Here is an 18,121-nt window from a genome sequence, read left to right as displayed (position 1 = left end):
GCGCCGTCCTAGGACGGCGCCCGTGACCGAGGCAAGGACAATGGGCGGAGCGCGAACCTGGCTCGCATCCATCGCGCTGGCGCTCCTCGCCGTATTCGCGCTTCTCGTAGCCGGCCGGGCGGACGCCCAGCCGCAGGTGACCGACGATAACATCGCCGCGGAAATCTTCGCCGATGGTCCGCCGGAGGCGGGTGGCGAGTGGCTCGTTGCGCTACGCTTCACACCCCGCTCGGACGAATGGCACGGCTACTGGTCGAATCCCGGGGATGCCGGGCTGGGGATGGAGCTCGCGTGGGAACTGCCGCGCGGCTGGTCGGCGGGGGAGCCGCTCTACCCCGTGCCGCACCGCCTGGTGCTCGGCGGGTTGATGAACCATGTCTACGAGGGCCGCTACGCTGTCCTCGTGCCGATCCGGGTGCCGCGCGGCGCGAATCTCGAGGAACTCGAACCGATTTCGGTGACAGCCGACTATCTCGCCTGCACCGACAAGATTTGCGTGCCGCAGCGGGCGGTGCTGGAGCTGGATCCGACGGCGGCCGAAGAGGATCCGCGCTTCATCCGCTGGCGCGCGCAGATCGCGCCGATGCTCGACAGCCGGGCGAACTTCGCCGTCGAGGACGAGCGACTGCGCATCGGCATTCCACTGCCGGCCGACATGGAGCTATCCGATCCGCACGTCTTCGTGGAAGAGCGGGAGTTCGGCAAGGGCAGGCGACTAGCCTATGCGGACGAACAGACATTCTTCCGCGATGGCGATCTGCTCGTCGCGGAAGTACCGCTCGATCAGCTCAATCTCCCGTCGGAGATCGTGCGTGAACCCACGCCGCAGCGAATCGAGGGCATTCTCGCCTTTTCGCGTGACGTGGGGGTGCGCTTCACCGCGGTTCCTGGCGCGGTCCCGAGCGCGGGTAAGCCGGTTGCTGCGCCCGATACACCGGCGCTGTGGCTGCTGGTCCTGGGAGCGCTTGCCGGCGGACTGTTCCTCAACGTGATGCCGTGCGTATTCCCGATCCTCAGCCTCAAGGCGCTGAGTCTCGCCCGGGCAGGCGAAAGCCAGGCCAACGCACGGCGCGAAGGCTTTGCCTATACTGCCGGGGTCCTGGTTGCCTGCGTCGGACTTGGGGCACTGCTGCTGGCGCTGCGGTCGGCAGGCGAAGCGGTCGGCTGGGCCTTCCAGTTGCAGGAACCGGCCGTGGTGATCGGGCTGCTCGTGCTTGCGACGGCTATCACCGCCAATCTTGCCGGACTGTTCGAGTTGCCCTCGATCGCGCTGACCCGCGGCGGCGAGCCTGCGGGAGCTTTCGCTACCGGCCTGCTTGCCGCTTTCGTTGCGACGCCCTGCACCGGACCTTTCATGGCCGCCGCGCTGGGAGCGGCACTGATCCTGCCGCCGCTGGAAGCGCTGCTGCTGTTCGCTGCGCTTGGTCTTGGGCTGGCGCTGCCGTTCCTCGCCATCGGCCTGATTCCGGCCCTGCGGCGAATGCTGCCCCGGCCGGGTGCGTGGATGGAGACCTTCCGGAAGGTCATGGCGGTGCCAATGGGGCTCACCGCACTCGCGCTGCTGTGGCTCTGCTTCCGTCTCGGCGGTGATGAGCTTGGCTGGGGCGCGGCCGGGCTGATGGCGATCGTCCTCGCCATCCTGCTCGTCGCGGGCCGCCGGACCGGGGCGATACGCCAGGCAGCGTTTGTCGCGATACTATTTGTCGCCACGCTCGGCATCGGTTTCCTGCCGAACCTCGCAAGCGAGGAAGTGGAAGTGGCCCAGAGCCTTCTCGATCCGGTCGAATTCAGCGAGGATGCGCTCGCCGAAGCCCGCGCCAGCGGCAGGCCGGTGTTTGTCTGGTTCACCGCCGACTGGTGCGTCAGTTGCAAGGTGAACGAAAGTGTCGCGATCGAGCGCGAAGCCACGCGCGACGCTTTCGTCAAGGCGCGTGTGATAACGCTGCGAGGCGACTGGACACGCCGGGATCCGGCGATCACCCAGTTCCTCGCGGATCACGGCGCGGCGGGCGTGCCGCTCTATCTCTGGTATGCGCCGGGAGAAGAAGGGCGGCAGCTACCGCAGGTCCTTGGGCCCGATGCGCTCGTCACTCTGGCTCAGGCGGTACCGGCTCGTCCGGCGAACGTTCTCCACGACACGTCTCAATCAGGTGCCGCGGGCGTTCGCTCGGATTGAGATCAACCGATCCCGCGCCGGGCACGGTCGCCTCGACCTTGCGCCGGCCCGTCAACACCTCGAGATCGGGATCGTCGGCCGCGGCATAACCCTCCCACAGCCACGCCCGCCCGTTCCACGTCGCGTCGACCGGCAGCCGTGTAACGTGACCGTTGCCGATAAGCGCGAGAATCCCCTTGGCTTCCGGATCGGCCGCAGCGAAGCGGGTGATGTGGACACGCTGGCCTTGCTCGCCCTGCTCGCAGGCGAGTGCCATCAGCGGGGCCTCCCCGGGCTTGCCGTACAGGATGCGGCCCGGCCGGTCGCTTTCCGCCCAAAGAGCCCCGTCGGTGTCGGGGGAGGGGATCGGCTCGCTCGCAAAGGGGCGTGCCTTGTCGAGCTCGACGCGGGCCACGTAGTCTTCGGTCGCAGGCGGTTTGCACGCGGCCAGCGCGATCAGCACGGCAGAAGTGGTAAAGCGGCCGAGCAACGGCTTCAGCGCGCGCGGATGAAGGCGCGAACGTCTTCCGACAGCTTGCGGCGGTCCTCGTCACGCACGTACATCATGTGGCCGGAATCGTAGTAGTGCCACACGATCCGATCCTGCGGGAAACCGGTGCGGGTCAGCGCATATTCGGCCGCGAAGAAGGGGGTTGCGAAATCGTACCAGCCCTGGCCGACGAAGATGCGCATGCCCGAATTCTCGCGCAGCGCCTTGCCGAGATAGGGGGCGACGTTGAGATAGGCGTTGGTGTCGCGTCCGCCCTCGAGCCGCCAGTCCCACGGCCCGACGTAGCCGATCGTCACGTAATCGCGCTCGGTCTGGTAACCCAGCGTGTCGCGCATGAAGTGATTGACTGCGGCGGTATAGCCCCCATCGATACCGTAGAAGCTCGGATCATTGTCCGGATGCTCGCCGGCATTGTCGTAATCGACGCCGGTGTAGCGGCTGTCGAGGCGGCCCACGGTGAGGCCGCGATCTCGCAGCAGTTCCTTGTAGAACCGGCCGGATGACACGCGCAGGTCCGCCCGCTCGAGAAATTCTTCGGAAAGCCCGGTGAAGCGTGCGAGTTCGGCGCGAACCGCAGCGCGCTCCTGAGCGCTCGCATTCTGACCCTTGAGCAGGAAGGCGGCGTAGGGGCCGATCGCGAACTGGCGCGCTTCCTCGACGAACTGCTCGACGGATGGCGCCGTCGCCTTGCCGTGATAGAGCGCCGTCGCAGCCATCGATGGCAGCGTGGTGATATAGCCCAGCTCGGCGCCTTCGGTTTCGGCGCCCGCCCCGAAGTCGAGCACGGTGGAAATCAGGATCACGCCGTTGAGCGAGACGTCGTTATAGGCGCCCTCGAGCTCGTGGACGACCGCTGCGGACCGCGTCGTGCCGTAGCTCTCGCCGCCGAGGAACTTCGGGCTGTTCCAGCGGCCGTTCTTGCTCAGCCAGTCCCGGATCACCCGGGCGACCGACTTGGCGTCCTTGGTGACGCCCCAGTAATCCTCGCCCTTGGTATCACCGATCGTGTGGCTGAAGCCGGTGCCGACCGGATCGATGAAGACCAGATCGGTCACGTCGAGCAGTGAATCGGGATTGTCGAGGATCGGATAGGGCGGGGCGCCATCGTCGCGCGCATCGGACGGAATGGCGACCCGCTTGGGCCCGAACGCGCCCATCTGCAGCCAGACCGAGCCGGAACCGGGGCCGCCGTTGAACAGGAACGTCACGGGCCGCGACGGATCGCGTGGCTCCGCAATGTAGGAAGTCGTGACGATTGCCGCCTTGGGCGTGCCGTCGTCTCCCTTGAGCAGCTGTTCCTCGACCGTCGCGGTATAGTGGATCGAGCGTCCGCCAAAGGTACCGCTGAGCGTCTCCGAAGCGGAATTCGCTTCGTACGCCGTTTCTGCCTTCGGGGCCGGTTCGGCTTCATCCGTCTGGGCGACGGCGGGAGAGGAAAGGGCGAGAACGGCGGTTGCCGCAAGCAAGGTTCGGAAAATCATCGGGGGCTACTAGGGCAGCCGACCCGCAAGATGCAATAATTCGTGATGGATCATCGACAGGGATCGACGAACGAACTGCTCTGCTCGCCGATCCCGCTATCGCCCCGGGGCTGCTACCGCCCCCACTTCCGCTGCGTCTTGCCGTAGCGGAGCTTGCGTGTGCCCGGCTTGCCCTCGTTGCTGCGGCCGACGAGGGGCGCCTTCTTCTCGCTGTCCGGCAGCCCGAGTTCGTCCTGCTCCAGGCGGCGGATCTCGTCGCGCAGGCGGCCGGCTTCCTCGAATTCGAGGTTGGCGGCTGCCTCGCGCATGCGCTTCTCCAGATCCTCGATATAGGCGCGCAAGTTGTGGCCCACGAGATTGTTGCGTTCCGCGTCGCCGGTATCGATCGTCACCCCGTCCTGCGCCGCCGTATGCGCGACGATGTCCGCGATCTGGCGGCGGATCGTCTGGGGGGTGATCCCGTGTTCCTCGTTGTAGGCGCGCTGCTTCTCCCGGCGGCGTTCGGTTTCCGCCATGGCGCGCTCCATCGAACCCGTGATCCGGTCGGCGTAGAGGATGACCTTGCCGTCCACATTGCGCGCGGCGCGGCCGATGGTCTGAATCAGGCTGGTCTCCGAACGGAGGAAGCCTTCCTTGTCCGCGTCGAGGATGCACACCAGCCCGCATTCGGGAATGTCGAGCCCTTCGCGCAGGAGATTGATGCCGATCAACACGTCATAGACGCCCAGGCGCAGGTCGCGGATCAGCTCGATGCGTTCGAGCGTCTCGACGTCCGAGTGCATGTAGCGCACCTTGACCCCCTGCTCGTGCATGAACTCGGTCAGGTCCTCCGCCATGCGCTTGGTGAGGGTGGTGACGAGCGTACGGTACCCTTTGGCCGCGACTGCCTTGGCTTCGGCGATGCAATCCTGCACCTGATCCTCCACCGGGCGCACTTCCACCGGGGGGTCGATCAGGCCGGTCGGGCGGATGACCTGCTCGGCGAACACGCCGCCGGTCTGCTCCATTTCCCAACCGCCCGGGGTGGCCGAAACGGCAAAGGTCTGCGGGCGCATCGCGTCCCACTCGTTGAAGCGCAGCGGACGGTTGTCGATGCAGCTTGGCAGCCGGAAGCCGTATTCGGCCAGCGTGATCTTGCGCCGGTGGTCGCCTTTCGACATCGCGCCGATCTGCGGCACCGTCTGGTGGCTCTCGTCGACGAACAGCAGCGCGTTGTCCGGCAGATACTCGAACAGCGTCGGCGGGGGCTCGCCGGGGAGGCGGCCGGTCAGGAAGCGGCTGTAGTTCTCGATACCGGCGCAGCTTCCGGTGGCGGCGATCATCTCGAGGTCGAAGTTGGTCCGCTGCTCCAGCCGCTGCGCTTCGAGCAGCCGGCCTTCGGCGTGAAGCTCCTTCAGGCGTTCCTCAAGCTCGAAGCGGATCGCCTCCATCGCCTGCTTCATCGTCGGGCCGGGCGTGACATAGTGCGAGTTGGCGTAGACCCGCACTTTGTCGAGACTCGCGCCCTTGGTGCCTGTGAGCGGGTCGAATTCGCTGATCTCCTCGATCTCGTCGCCGAAGAAGCTCACCCGCCAGGCCATGTCTTCGTAGTGGCTGGGGAATATCTCGAGATTGTCGCCGCGCACGCGGAAGTTGCCGCGGGCGAAGGCGGCGTCGTTGCGCTTGTACTGCAGCGCGACGAGCTTGCGGATGATCTCGCGCTGATCCTGCGTTTCGCCCTTCTTGAGGTCGAAGATCATTGCCGAATAAGTTTCCACCGAACCGATGCCGTAGAGGCACGAGACCGAGGCGACGATGATCACGTCGTCACGTTCGAGCAGCGCGCGCGTGGCCGAGTGGCGCATCCGATCGATCGCCTCGTTCACCGAGCTTTCCTTCTCGATGTAGGTGTCAGACCGGGGCACGTAGGCCTCGGGCTGGTAGTAGTCGTAGTAGCTGACGAAATACTCGACCGCGTTGTTCGGGAAGAAGCTCTTGAACTCGCCGTAGAGTTGGGCCGCGAGGATCTTGTTCGGCGCGAGCACCAGGGCCGGGCGCTGCAACTCCTCGATCACTTTGGCCATCGTGAAGGTCTTGCCGGAGCCGGTAACGCCGAGCAGAACCTGCGTCTGCTCCCCCTCCTTCGCGGCCCCTACCAGTTCCTGGATGGCGGTCGGCTGGTCGCCCGATGGCTGGTAATCGGATACCAGTTCGAACCTGCGGCCGCCCATGCTCTTTTCAGGCCGCTGCGGCTTGTGCGGTGTGAAGCCTCCCGAGGTGTCGGGCTCTTCCAGTCCTCTACGAATAACGAGTTCGGCCATGGTCCGGGATATGGGCGAGCAAGGGGCGGACGGCAAGCGCTTGGCAGGCTGCGTCCTGCTTGATAGCTTGGGGAACAAGGGGATCCAGCAAGGAGCGATCGAATGCGTGCAATGGTCATGGTTGCCGGCAGTGCGCTTGCGCTTGCGGCCTGCGGCAGCGAGCCCGATCAGCCGAAGACGGCCGAGGATGTCATCAAGGCGGCCGACAATCTGGTGAAGCCGCGCCCGGGGCTCTATCACAGCAGCGCCGAAGTCATCGATTTCGAAATTCCCGGCATTCCGCCGGAACAGGCGGCCCGGATGCGCGACATGGCTGCCGGCCTTCAGGGCGAGCCGCGGACCCAATGCCTGACCGAAGCCGAGGCCGAGGAAGGCTTCCGGCGCGTGGTCAAGCAGCTTGGCGAGGGGCAGGACGGCATAACCTGCTCTTTTTCGCGCTTCGAAGCGGCGGGTAAGGACCTCGACGCGGCGCTCACCTGCGGCGGGCCCGGCGGGGTCGATGCGGAGATGACGATCAACGGCACCGTTGAGGAAGAACGGAGCCGCATGCGGATGGCCATGAGCCAGCAATCGGGAGCGATTCCAGGCGGCGAGATGCGCATGACGATGGAAGTCGTGTCCGAGCGGATCGGCGACTGTCCCTAGGTAACGCAAAGTCGGGGGTGGAACGCCGCCGTTCAGCCAGCGTTAGCCAAATGAGCATAAGTTACATTTTGATGGCAACGCTACCGGCCCCTTCCTCGTTCGCACAGCTCCCCACTACGCGGGAGGAACTGGCCCTGCGCTGGGAGCTGGCGCGCGAGCCGGACCCCGAGGCGAACGGCGGCCCGAAGCTCCTGTATCTTGTCGGCGAGCTCTCCCATCTGGCGGAGCCGGTCGTCCGGCCGTTCCGGCGCGTAGATATCCCCAATGCCTCTGCCTGCCGCACGGTCATGTTGCTGCCGGGCTTTGCCACGCACCCGGTCCGCATGCGCTACATGGCGCGATTGCTCGAACAGGCGGGGCACAAGGTCAAGCGCTGGGGCCTGGGCTTCAACTTCGGGCCGACCGAAGAGAACGTTCAGTACCTCGAGCGGCGGTTGATCGAGGTGCACGAGCGCTACGGCCGGGAGGTCTATCTCGTCGGCTGGAGCCTCGGCGGTCTCTTCGCACGCGAGATCGCCAAGCGTCACCCGGAGCTGGTGGCGAAGGTGATCACCATGGGATCCCCCTTCTCGGGCAATCCGCGCGCCAACAACGCCTGGCGCGCTTATCAGTTCGTGACCGGACACCGCGTCGATCAGCCGCCGATCGAAGCCAACCTGCGCGAGAAGCCGCCGGTGCCGACCGTCGCCCTGTGGAGCCCGCGCGACGGCATCGTCAGCCCGCGCAGCGCGCGCGGCCGCGAGAGCGAGCGCGACCGGGCCGTGGCGCTGCGCTGTACCCACCTGGGCTTTACCTCGTCGCCCCAGGCCATTCACGCCGTCCTGCGGGAACTCGAAGCCGACTGAGCCTTTTCCTAAACGATGGGGGCGGCCTGTCGTGGGACGTGAACCGCACCGGACATCGATCCAGGAGGTTCATGTACGAGGCCGATGGCAGATTCGACGAGATGCGGACCAGCGACGGCGCGGTTCGGCCGGCTTACCAGGAATATCGCCACTGGTACGATCAGCAGGAATCGGCCTTCCTCTCGCGCAAGCACCGCGAAGCCGAGATCGCGTTCCGTCGCACCGGGATCACGTTCAACGTCTACGGGGAGAACGAGGCCGAGGAGCGGCTGATCCCATTCGACATGGTACCGCGCATCATCACGGCGGCCGAGTGGAGCCGTCTGACGCGTGGGATCGAGCAGCGCGTGCGCGCGATCAATGCGTTCATCCACGATCTCTATCACGGCCAGGAGATCGTCAGCGCCGGCGTGCTGCCCGAGAGGCTGCTGCGCGACAATCCCGCCTGGCTGCAGAACATGGTCGGGTTCACACCACCCGGCGAGATATACACGCACGTGGTCGGCATCGATCTCGTGCGTACCGGCCCGGACGAGTTCTTCGTGCTGGAGGACAACGCGCGCACGCCGTCGGGGGTCAGCTACATGCTGCAGAACCGCGAAACCATGATGGCGATGTTCCCCGAGCTCTTCACGCGGGTGCCGGTGCGTACCGTGTCGGACTATCCGCGGCGGCTGGCCAAGAGCCTCGCGGCCTGCACGCCGGCGGCGGCGAAATGCAAGCCGACGGTCGCGGTTCTGACCCCGGGCATCTACAACAGCGCCTATTTCGAGCATGCTTTCCTTGCCGATCAGATGGGCGCCGAACTGGTCGAGGGCAGCGACCTGCGCGTGACCGACGGCCGCGTCGCCATGCGTACGACGCGTGGATATGAGCCGATCGACGTGCTCTACCGCCGGGTGGACGACGATTTCCTCGATCCGCTGACCTTCAATCCGGACAGCGTGCTTGGCGTGCCGGGCATCATGGACGTCTATCGCGCGGGCGGAATTACCATTGCCAATGCCCCCGGCACGGGCGTGGCGGACGACAAGGCGATCTACAGCTTCATGCCGGAGATCGTGGAGTTCTATACCGGCGAGAAGCCGCTGCTGCCCAACGTCCAGACCTGGCGCTGCGCCGATCGGGAGGGCCTTGCCCACGTGCTCGACAATCTCGAGGAACTGGTGGTCAAGGAAGTCCACGGTTCGGGTGGCTATGGCATGCTAGTCGGCCCGGCCGCTTCGAAGCGCGAACTGGCCGCTTTTCGCCGCAAGCTGAAGGCGAGCCCGCAGAACTACATCGCGCAGCCCACCCTCTCGCTATCGACCTGCCCGATCTACACCCGGCGCGGTCTTGCCCCGCGGCACGTCGATCTCAGGCCTTTCGTGCTCGTCTCGCCCGAAGGCATCGATATCGTCCCCGGCGGACTCAGCCGCGTGGCGATGCGCAAGGGCTCGCTGGTGGTCAATTCGAGCCAGGGCGGGGGCACGAAAGACACTTGGGTGCTCAAGGACTGATGCGGAGGGCCCCGCCTTGCTAGGCCGCACCGCACACGGCCTCTTCTGGATGTTCCGCTACCTCGAACGGGCGGAGAATACCGCGCGCTTGCTGGAGGCGGGCTTTCACATGGCGCTCACCCGCGATGTTGCCACGGCCGAAGAGGAATGGCGCTCCGTGGTGGAGGCTTTCGGGCAGCGTAGCGGCTACGAGGCGAAGCACGGCACCTACACCGGGCACCAGGCATGGAATTACCTCCTGCGCGACCCCGACAACGCAATGAGCGTGCTCGCCCTGGTCGGCGCGGTACGGACCAACGCGCGCGCGGTACGCAACGCGATCAGCGGCGAGCTATGGGAAGCGATCAACGAGAGCTGGATGGAGATCTCGGGGCTCCTCGCCCGCCCGGTAGCGCAGGGCAGCGTGGGGGAGGCCGTGCAGATCATCCGCCGTGCTGGCACCGCGGTGCACGGCGCCATGAATGGATCGATGCTGCGCAACGAAGGGTTCCACTTCGCCCGCGCGGGCACCTTCGCCGAACGCGCCGACTGCGTCGCCCGCATTCTCGACATGAAGTACTACCTGCTGCTGCCCTCGCTGTCCTACGTCGGGTCGAGCCTCGACACCGGGCAGTGGGATCAGGTGCTCCGTTCCGTCTCCGGCGACCGCGCGTTTCGCTGGCTCAACGCCGGACAGATCGACGCGCGCGGGATCGTCGAATTTCTCGTGCTCGACGACCGTTTCCCGCGCAGCATCGCCTTTTGCCATTCGGCCCTGCGCGACGAGCTGGCGGCACTGGCGCGGCTTCATGGTGCCGAGGGGGAGAGCAATGCCTTGATGCGGGAAAGCGCCACGCGCATTGCCGATCTCACGATCGACAGCATCTTCGAGACGGGCCTGCACGACTTCCTGCTGGAATTCATCACCTGCAATCGCGCCATCGCCGACGCGATCGCCGAAGACTACCGGTTCCTGAGCTGACCGATGCGCCTCTCGATCCGCCATAGAACCCGCTACGCCTTCGCCGAACCGGTGGTGCATGCGCTCCAGCGGCTGCGCATGATGCCCAAGGCGACTCAGGGCCAGGCGGTTCTGTCGTGGAACATGGAGTACGAGAATGCTCGCCCGGAACTCACCTACGAGGACCAGCATTGCAACGCAGTGACGCTGATCTCCATCGAACAGGGCGCGCGGGAAGTCGTCGTCAGTTGCAGCGGTGTGGTCGATACGCAGGACCAGGCCGGCGTCATCGGCCAGCATTCCGGCCATCTGCCGCTGTGGAGCTTCTCGGCGCAGACCCGCCTGACGCAGCCGGGTGCGAAAGTGCGCGCTTTGCTGCGCGACCTCGAATGCGCGCCCGATCGTAAGCTGGACTTCCTCCATGCCCTTTCGGACCGCATCCGCGAGACGGTCAAATATCGCGCGGGATCGACCGGCGTCACCACTACCGCCGAGGAAGCTGCGGAGGCCGGCTGCGGCGTGTGTCAGGATCACGCGCACATCTTCATCGGCGCCGCCCGCACCCTCGATATTCCGGTGCGCTACGTCAGCGGCTATCTGATGATGAACGACCGCATCCATCAGGAAGCGACCCACGCCTGGGCCGAAGCGCACGTCGAAGGACTGGGGTGGGTCGGGTTCGACATCTCCAACGGGATCAGTCCGGATTCACGCTACGTTCGCGTTGCCACGGGCCTCGACTACCGCGATGCTGCTCCGGTCACGGGCGTCAGCTTCGGGGTTGCCAGCGAGGATCTCCACGTCGATGTGGCGGTCGAACAGCAGCAGATGGAACAGCAGTAATGACCTATTGCGTCGGAATGGTGCTCGACAAAGGGCTCGTCCTGATGAGCGACACGCGCACCAATTCGGGCGTCGACAACATCTCCGTGTTTCGAAAGATGTTCCACTGGCAGAAACCGGGCGAGCGGATGCTCGCGGTCATGACTGCCGGCAATCTCGCCACGACGCAGGCGGTGATCAGTTACCTCGAGGAACGCATCAAGGTCCCGGGGGAACGGCACAACTCGCTGCTCGAAGCGCCGACGATGTTTCAGGTGGCGACCGAGATCGGCCGGCTGCTGCGCGCCACGATCGAGGAACGGCAGGAGGCGAATGGCGATCGCGGACGGGGCCGCTTCACCGCGTCGGTCGTTCTCGCGGGGCAGATCAAGGGCATGGAGCCGCGCCTGTTCCTGATCTACCCCGAGGGCAACTTCATCGAAGCGAGTTTCGACACGCCTTTCTTCCAGATCGGCGAGACGAAGTACGGCCGTCCGATCCTGATCCGCGGCTACGACCGCGCGATGAGCTTCGAGGATGCGGTGAAGCTGCTGATGGTTTCGTTCGATTCCACTCTCAAGGCCAATCTTTCGGTCGGCCTGCCGCTCGATCTGCTGGTGATCGCGCGCGACGGATTCGAAGCCACGCATGCGCGCCGCATCACGCATGATGATCCTTATTTCGAGGCGATTTCCTCGAGCTGGGGCGACGAGTTGCGCAAGGCGTTCCACGCCTTGCCGGACTACAGCTTCTATGGGGGCGACGAATAGGCGCTGCCACGGATCGTGGCAGCACGTAGTTGATACATCCATTCTGGATTGAAGCCGGCGGTACGGCGTGCCACCTGCCCGGCGACCGGCCTACGTGATCGTAGCTATCTAAAATCTTGAAAACAGAGCGACTGTGATGCCGCCCAGGGCGGTACTTCGGTGCATCGCTGCGCCGCATGGCCGGGCAGCAGATCATTCACATCGTCGAACCGGAAGACGATCTGCGCGCGCAGATCGCCCGCGCCGCCGCGGCGCTGGACCATCGTCCGGAAGTCTATGCCGCGATCGACGAGGTGGCGGATCTACAGCCCGATCGCGGGCTCCTGCTGGTCCGCGATTGCGACCGGTGGGGCGGCATCGCGGAAGGTATTCGGCGGCTCACCCGGCAATCCGTCTGGCTGCCGGTGATCGCGACCGCGGTGGAGCCCGAAACCGCACGGGTCGTCGCTGCCATCCGGGGTGGGGCGTTCGACTACCTCGATCTGCCCGTGACACGCGAAACGCTGGCCGACGCGATCGACCGGGCGGCAGCCGGAGCGCCGGATCATGCGGCGACGCAGCGGCGGCTTGCCGAAGCGCGCCGCCATATCGGCGGGCTGACCCGGCGCGAACGGGAAGTTCTCGATCTGCTGACCGACGGCCTGAGCAACAAGGCCATCGCCCGTGAGCTCGCCATCAGCCCGCGTACGGTCGAGATCCACCGCGCGAATATGATGGCCAAGCTCGGAGCCAGGCATCCGGCCGATGCGGTGCGGATCAGACTCGACGCGAGAAAATGACCGCGCCGCCGCTCAGCGGCAGAATCCGCCGTCGCCGCCTCGCTCGAGATGGAAATGATTGCGGTGCGCGGCGTTGTATTCGGGGCCAAGGACGGTTTCGAACCGCTTGCACGCGCTGCGCTGGACGATGCGCAGGAACTCCCGCTCGGCAGACGTTCCCTCGTCCCAGTCGTCGAGTACGCTCACTCTCCGGCCGTCGGCGAGCACGAACGCGGAGACGTCGATCGCCTGGGCCTGGGAGTGGGCGGAGCGCCGCGAGCTGCCGGCGACGTTGCGGCAAGCGTAGCTGCCCATCGTCTCCACTTGCACGATGGGGCTGCCCAGATAAATACGCGCGGCGCGGTCGACGCCGTAGCGCACCCAGGCGGTGAAGGCCGTCGCGGTCGGGCAAGCTACGGGGCCGAGGTTGGAGACAGCGAACGTGCCGCGGTCCCCCGGCAACCGGGTGAGATCCACGGTGTTGAGCAATGAGCAGCCCTGGTCGGCATAGCGGTCGGGCAGCGGGCTGAAGCCCGCACCGGTCGCGCCGAGATCGGCCAGGCATTGCCGTGCGGCGGGGCTGGGCGAGACCGTCGTGCCGCTCGATGGCTGGCGCGGCCGCTGCGGGCTGCGGCTTTCGGGCAGGACCTGGCAGGCGCCGAGGGCCAGCAGGGCAAGGCAGGAAAGGATCGCGCGACGCATTGCCGAAATCCCTGCCGCCCCGATGGTTAATCCAGCCTTGCCGGCATAGGTGCTCCGCCGTCGCTGATCAGCTTGCCGATACCGGACGCGGTACGGAGGCCGCCGTGGCGAGGCTCACGCCCCAGATTGCCAGCCACGATGCGATGAAGCCCGGGATGATCTCGTAAACGCCTTCCCCGCCCAGAAAGCTCGTGTTCCAGCCGAGCGCGATCCACGCGATCACCACCACCGCACCGGTGACGAGCCCTGCGGCGGCACCTGTGCCTGTCATCCGGTTCCAGGTGAGCGACAGGACGATCAGCGGCCCGAACGCGGCGCCGAAGCCGGCCCAGGCGTTTGAGACGAGACCGAGGACCTGGCTTTCGGGATCCGATGCAAGAATGATGGCGGCGACGGAGACCAGTAGCACGGCGAGCCGCCCGATGTTGACGATCTCCCGCTCGCTCGCATTCTTGCGCAGGAACAGACGGTAGAAGTCCTCAGTCAGTGAACTCGACGAGACCAGGAGCTGCGAACTGATCGTGCTCATGATTGCCGCCAGCAGGGCTGCCAGCAGAAAGCCGGTGACGAGCGGGTGGAACAGCAGGTTGGCGAGGACGATGAAGATCGTCTCCGGATCGTCGATCGCGAGGCCGTTGCGCGCGACGTAGGCCCGGCCTGCCAAGCCGACGCCGAGCGCGCCGATGAGGCAGATGAACATCCAGGTCATGCCGATGTTGCGCGCGACGGCGACGTCCTTCTTGCTGCGGATCGCCATGAAGCGGACGATGATGTGCGGCTGGCCGAAGTAGCCGAGGCCCCAGGTCACTGCCGACAGGAAGCCGATGAACGTAAGGCCGTAGCCGATATCGAGGAACCCGGGCTGCACAAGGGTCAGAGATTCGCCGGCGCTTCCCCCAGGCCCGAACATCACCACCAGCGGCATGATCACCAGCGCCACGACCATGATGCAGCCTTGCACGAAGTCGGTCAGGCTGACGGCGAGAAAACCGCCGACCATGGTGTAGGCAAGCACCACGCCTGCGGTCAGCAGGACACCGAACATGTAATCGCTCATGCCCATATCGCCGAATGCGCTGGCGAAGCTGGTCATGAACAGCTTGCCGCCGCCGACCAGCCCGGCCGCGGTGTAGACGGTAAAGAACACGACGATGATGATCGCCGAGATCACGCGCAGGGTGATTGCCCGGTCGGGAAAACGGTTAGCGAGGAATTCAGGAATCGTCAGCGCATTGCCGTAATCGATGGTCTGCTGGCGTAGACGCGGTGCGACGACGATCCAGTTGACCAGGGCGCCGACAAACAGGCCGATGCCGATCCACGCTTCGACCAGTCCCGCCACGTAAAGCGCACCGGGGAGCCCCAGCAGCAGCCAGCCCGACATGTCCGACGCACCCGCGCTGAGTGCTGCGACCGCCGGATGAAGCTGCCGTCCGCCGAGCAAATAGCCTTCGGAAGTGTCGGTCGACTTCTTCCAGGCATAGAGTCCGATGCCGAGCATCAGGATGAAATAGAGTGCGAGTGAAATGAGTGTTCCCGTCTGCATGGACGTCGACGTAACAACGTTGCAGACGGATTGCCACCGGCGTGCGGAAATTTGGAAGGAACCGAATGCTTGAGCTTTGTCGAGCGAGCATTGTTTCCCTGCGGCCGGGCACATCGAAAGAATGCTAGGGCGATGTGAATTCTCGGCGGGACGGGAAATTTACCGGAAAAAGGGTCCGGGCTCACGGGATCGGGTATAGGAACGCAGACCTCGCTTCGCTGCACTCGATCGGGAGACCTTTGCGCATGCCGATTTCGCCTGCATTTCCGCCTCGACACGCCTCCAGGTCCGTTCGCACCCGATGAACCCGATCGTCGTCCTGACGTTCGCAATGGCGCTCGGCTTCGCCGCGGTGCACTTGTTCGTTGGGAATTTGGCCTTTCTCGACGTCGTGCCGCGAAGCCGCTGGCTCAGTTTTGCGGGCGGAGTGGCGGTCGGCTACGTCTTTCTCCACATAATGCCCGAACTCGGCGCGCACGGGGCCGCCTTCGCAGCGTCGACAGGCTTTGCACCACCGGTGGCCGAGGCAATGGTCTATGCGCTTGCGCTGGCCGGACTGGCGCTATTCTACGGGACCGAACGGGCGATCGTCGTCTCGCGAGGCGAACGGCGGACGACGGAGGGCCGCGACAGACCGGCGCATGGGATGTTCCGGCTGCACATCGGCGCGAGCGCGCTGCTGATCTTCATCATCGCCTACCTTCTCAACCATCGGGAGGATGAGAGTCTGCCCGGCCTCGCGCTCTACTTCGGTGCGATGGTCCTGCATTTCGCGACGGCCGACTACGGCACCCGCAACCATCACCCCGAGCTCTATCACAGACAAGGGCGCTGGATTCTGGCCGCGGCGACGCTGGCCGGCTGGGCGGCGGGCCTGATGTTTGCCCTGCCGGCCCTCGTGGTCGGCAGTCTGTTCGCCTTCGTCGGCGGCGGAATCGTGCTCGTCGTGCTCAAGGAAGAACTGCCCGAGGAACGGAGGAGCTATTTCCTGCCGTTCCTCGGTGGCGCAGCGCTCTATGCCGCCCTGGCGATCGGCGAGCTGTATCTCGTGACCTGACCCAACGGGCTCGGCCCGGTTAGGCTTTCCGCTTGGCCTTCTTGCGCTCGTGCGGATCGAGGATCGCCTTGCGGAAACGGATGCTGGAGGGGGTGACCTCGACCATCTCGTCGTCGTCGATATAGGCGATCGCTTGCTCCAGGCTCATCCGGCGCGGCGGAGTGAGGCGGATCGCATCGTCCTTGCCGGTGGAGCGGAAGTTGGTGAGCTGCTTCGACTTCATCGGGTTGACTTCGAGATCGTCGGGCTTGGCGTTCTCGCCGATCACCATGCCTTCGTAGATCTTGGCACCGCCGCCGATGAACAGCTCGCCCCGCTCCTCGAGCGCGTTCAGCGCATAGGGCACCGCCTCGCCCGCGACCATCGAGATCAGCACGCCGTTCTGGCGGCCCTCGATCGGACCCTTGTAGGCGTCGTATTTCTCGAACAGGCGGTTCATGATCCCGGTGCCGCGCGTGTCGGACAGGAATTCGCCGTGATAGCCGATCAGGCCGCGGCTTGGCGCGGAGAAGGTGATGCGGGTCTTGCCGAGGCCGGAGGGGCGCATCTCGACGAGATCCGCCTTGCGGCGCTGCATCTTCTCCACGACGGTGCCCGAGTATTCGTCATCGACGTCGATCACGACCGTCTCGTACGGCTCCTGCCGCTGGCCGTTCTCCTCGCGGAACAGCACGCGCGGGCGGCTGATGCCGAGCTCGTACCCTTCGCGCCGCATCGTCTCGATCAGCACGCCGAGCTGGAGCTCGCCGCGGCCGGCCACTTCGAAGCTGTCCTTGTCGGCGCTCTCGGTCACGCGGATCGCGACATTGCTTTCCGCTTCGCGCAGCAGGCGGTCGCGGATCATGCGGCTGGTGACCTTGCTCCCCTCGCGCCCGGCAAGCGGGCTGTCGTTGACCGAGAAGCGCATCGCCAACGTCGGCGGATCGATCGGCTGTGCCGCGATCGGCTCCTTCACGGCAGGGTCGGCGATGGTGTTGGCGACGGTCGCCTTCTCCAGCCCCGCGAGTGCCACGATATCGCCCGCACGCGCGCTATCGACCGGCACCCGCTCGAGCCCGCGGAAGGCGAGCAGCTTGGTCGCACGCCCGGTCTCGATCACGTTGCCGTCCATGTCGAGCGCATGGATCGGATCGTTGACATTTACCGTGCCCGACTGGACGCGGCCGGTGAGCACGCGGCCCATGAAGTTGTCGCGGTCGAGCAGCGTGGCGAGGAAGGTGAACGGCCCATCTTCGTCCAGGCCCGGGGCGGGGACGTGGTTGACGATCCGTTCGAACAGCGGATCGAGCGTGCCGGAGCGCGCCTCCTGATCGTTGCTCGCATAGCCGTCACGGCCGCTCGCGTAGAGGACCGGGAAGTCGAGCTGCTCGTCGGTCGCGTCGAGGCTGACGAAGAGGTCGAATACCTCGTCGAGCACTTCCTGGGGGCGTCCGTCGGGCCGGTCGATCTTGTTGACCACCACGATGGGCCTGAGGCCGAGCGCGAGCGCCTTGCCGGTGACGAACTTGGTCTGCGGCATTGCGCCCTCGGCGCTGTCGACCAGCAGGATCACCCCGTCGACCATGCTGAGGATGCGTTCCACCTCGGCGCCGAAGTCGGCGTGGCCGGGTGTGTCCACGATATTGACGTGCGTGCCATTCCACTCGACGCTGGTGCACTTCGCGAGGATCGTGATCCCGCGTTCCTTCTCCAGATCGTTGGAATCCATCGCGCGTTCTTCCACGCGCTGGTTCTCGCGGAAAGTGCCGGACTGGCGGAAAAGCTGATCGACAAGCGTGGTCTTGCCGTGGTCGACGTGGGCGATGATGGCCACGTTGCGAAGGGCGCGGGACATGGGCGGAAGCCTTAAGAATTGAGGTACGGGGCGGGTCGTTGGTTCTGTGCGAGTCCGTGGACTCCGCGAGCCCGACCCAAACTGGCGCGCGCCCTAGCGGATATGCTGCAATGCGGCAAGGTGCCTCGTTTGTGGTGAGTGTCGCCTGCTTGGCGGAGGCTGCGCTGAATGACGGAACGATCGTCTGGACACAGCATGAGCGGTGGATGGTGTTACATTCGGCCGCGCTTTTTGCTTGCCGCCCCGCGCGCTTTGT

Annotated in this window: 15 protein-coding genes; 9 read left to right on the top strand and 6 right to left on the bottom strand. The window is 65.5% G+C overall.

The window, feature by feature from the left end; all coding sequences use genetic code 11:
* Window positions 1-22 precede the first annotated feature (22 nt).
* A complete protein-coding gene (locus D2V04_RS11630; RefSeq protein WP_324186886.1) occupies window positions 23-2,176 on the top strand; it encodes a protein-disulfide reductase DsbD family protein in 2,154 nt (717 codons plus the stop codon).
* Here D2V04_RS11630 and D2V04_RS11625 read toward each other — a convergent pair.
* The 3 genes from D2V04_RS11625 to uvrB all read right to left on the bottom strand — a co-directional run bounded on the left by D2V04_RS11625 (window position 2,088) and on the right by uvrB (window position 6,447).
* Entirely contained in the window at window positions 2,088-2,618 is a 531-nt protein-coding gene (locus D2V04_RS11625) for a hypothetical protein (protein ID WP_119513862.1), read from the bottom strand. The genes D2V04_RS11630 and D2V04_RS11625 overlap by 89 nt on opposite strands.
* Before the next feature lie 32 nt (window positions 2,619-2,650).
* Complete coding sequence (locus D2V04_RS11620; RefSeq protein ID WP_119513861.1) at window positions 2,651-4,147, bottom strand: S10 family peptidase; 1,497 nt, start codon at window positions 4,145-4,147, stop codon at window positions 2,651-2,653.
* Window positions 4,148-4,260: 113 nt separating this feature from the next.
* A complete protein-coding gene (gene uvrB / locus D2V04_RS11615; RefSeq protein WP_119513860.1) occupies window positions 4,261-6,447 on the bottom strand; it encodes an excinuclease ABC subunit UvrB in 2,187 nt (728 codons plus the stop codon).
* A 102-nt stretch (window positions 6,448-6,549) separates the two neighbouring features.
* Between uvrB and D2V04_RS11610 the strand changes: the two genes are divergently transcribed.
* The 7 genes from D2V04_RS11610 (at window position 6,550) to D2V04_RS11580 (ending at window position 12,747) form a co-directional block, all read left to right on the top strand.
* Window positions 6,550-7,092: a DUF3617 domain-containing protein gene (locus D2V04_RS11610; protein ID WP_119513859.1), complete on the top strand. Its 543-nt coding sequence runs from the start codon at window positions 6,550-6,552 to the stop codon at window positions 7,090-7,092.
* A 71-nt stretch (window positions 7,093-7,163) separates the two neighbouring features.
* Window positions 7,164-7,937: an esterase/lipase family protein gene (locus D2V04_RS11605; RefSeq protein ID WP_119513858.1), complete on the top strand. Its 774-nt coding sequence runs from the start codon at window positions 7,164-7,166 to the stop codon at window positions 7,935-7,937.
* 71 nt (window positions 7,938-8,008) lie between these two features.
* A complete protein-coding gene (locus D2V04_RS11600; RefSeq protein ID WP_119513857.1) occupies window positions 8,009-9,436 on the top strand; it encodes a circularly permuted type 2 ATP-grasp protein in 1,428 nt (475 codons plus the stop codon).
* 16 nt (window positions 9,437-9,452) lie between these two features.
* The gene (locus tag D2V04_RS11595; RefSeq protein ID WP_119513856.1) at window positions 9,453-10,397 is read left to right on the top strand and encodes an alpha-E domain-containing protein; all 945 of its coding nucleotides are present in this window, start codon (window positions 9,453-9,455) and stop codon (window positions 10,395-10,397) included.
* 3 nt (window positions 10,398-10,400) lie between these two features.
* Window positions 10,401-11,219 (top strand): transglutaminase family protein, encoded by an 819-nt coding sequence (locus D2V04_RS11590; RefSeq protein WP_119513855.1) that lies wholly within the window; start codon window positions 10,401-10,403, stop codon window positions 11,217-11,219.
* Window positions 11,219-11,968 (top strand): proteasome-type protease, encoded by a 750-nt coding sequence (locus tag D2V04_RS11585; protein ID WP_119513854.1) that lies wholly within the window; start codon window positions 11,219-11,221, stop codon window positions 11,966-11,968. Before D2V04_RS11590 ends, D2V04_RS11585 begins: the two co-directional genes overlap by 1 nt.
* 176 nt (window positions 11,969-12,144) lie before the next feature.
* A complete protein-coding gene (locus tag D2V04_RS11580; protein ID WP_119513853.1) occupies window positions 12,145-12,747 on the top strand; it encodes a response regulator transcription factor in 603 nt (200 codons plus the stop codon).
* Window positions 12,748-12,759: 12 nt separating this feature from the next.
* Here D2V04_RS11580 and D2V04_RS11575 read toward each other — a convergent pair whose 3' ends face one another.
* Entirely contained in the window at window positions 12,760-13,428 is a 669-nt protein-coding gene (locus tag D2V04_RS11575) for an extensin family protein (protein ID WP_119513852.1), read from the bottom strand.
* Window positions 13,429-13,495: 67 nt separating this feature from the next.
* A complete protein-coding gene (putP, locus tag D2V04_RS11570; protein ID WP_119513851.1) occupies window positions 13,496-14,974 on the bottom strand; it encodes a sodium/proline symporter PutP in 1,479 nt (492 codons plus the stop codon).
* Between the two features lie 301 nt (window positions 14,975-15,275).
* Between putP and D2V04_RS11565 the strand changes: the two genes are divergently transcribed.
* Window positions 15,276-16,031, top strand: a complete 756-nt coding sequence (locus tag D2V04_RS11565; protein ID WP_119513850.1) for a hypothetical protein — start codon at window positions 15,276-15,278, stop codon at window positions 16,029-16,031.
* A 19-nt stretch (window positions 16,032-16,050) separates the two neighbouring features.
* On the opposite strand, the gene typA is transcribed toward D2V04_RS11565, so the two are convergent.
* Window positions 16,051-17,865, bottom strand: a complete 1,815-nt coding sequence (gene typA, locus D2V04_RS11560; protein WP_119513849.1) for a translational GTPase TypA — start codon at window positions 17,863-17,865, stop codon at window positions 16,051-16,053.
* Between the last annotated feature and the right edge of the window lie 256 nt (window positions 17,866-18,121).

It is taken from the genome of Pelagerythrobacter aerophilus (assembly GCF_003581645.1).
Taxonomy (GTDB): domain Bacteria; phylum Pseudomonadota; class Alphaproteobacteria; order Sphingomonadales; family Sphingomonadaceae; genus Pelagerythrobacter; species Pelagerythrobacter aerophilus.
This window is presented reverse-complemented; position numbering and strand designations above follow the sequence as displayed.

Excerpts from the sequence above, each read along its gene's own strand:
- putP (WP_119513851.1), bottom strand. The coding sequence starts at position 14,974 with ATGCAGACGGGAACACTCATTTCACTCGCACTCTATTTCATCCTGATG.
- D2V04_RS11620 (WP_119513861.1), bottom strand. The coding sequence starts at position 4,147 with ATGATTTTCCGAACCTTGCTTGCGGCAACCGCCGTTCTCGCCCTTTCC.
- D2V04_RS11585 (WP_119513854.1), top strand. The coding sequence starts at position 11,219 with ATGACCTATTGCGTCGGAATGGTGCTCGACAAAGGGCTCGTCCTGATG.
- typA (WP_119513849.1), bottom strand. The coding sequence starts at position 17,865 with ATGTCCCGCGCCCTTCGCAACGTGGCCATCATCGCCCACGTCGACCAC.
- D2V04_RS11590 (WP_119513855.1), top strand. The coding sequence starts at position 10,401 with ATGCGCCTCTCGATCCGCCATAGAACCCGCTACGCCTTCGCCGAACCG.
- D2V04_RS11605 (WP_119513858.1), top strand. The coding sequence starts at position 7,164 with ATGGCAACGCTACCGGCCCCTTCCTCGTTCGCACAGCTCCCCACTACG.
- D2V04_RS11580 (WP_119513853.1), top strand. The coding sequence starts at position 12,145 with ATGGCCGGGCAGCAGATCATTCACATCGTCGAACCGGAAGACGATCTG.
- D2V04_RS11565 (WP_119513850.1), top strand. The coding sequence starts at position 15,276 with ATGAACCCGATCGTCGTCCTGACGTTCGCAATGGCGCTCGGCTTCGCC.
- D2V04_RS11600 (WP_119513857.1), top strand. The coding sequence starts at position 8,009 with ATGTACGAGGCCGATGGCAGATTCGACGAGATGCGGACCAGCGACGGC.
- D2V04_RS11575 (WP_119513852.1), bottom strand. The coding sequence starts at position 13,428 with ATGCGTCGCGCGATCCTTTCCTGCCTTGCCCTGCTGGCCCTCGGCGCC.
- D2V04_RS11610 (WP_119513859.1), top strand. The coding sequence starts at position 6,550 with ATGCGTGCAATGGTCATGGTTGCCGGCAGTGCGCTTGCGCTTGCGGCC.
- uvrB (WP_119513860.1), bottom strand. The coding sequence starts at position 6,447 with ATGGCCGAACTCGTTATTCGTAGAGGACTGGAAGAGCCCGACACCTCG.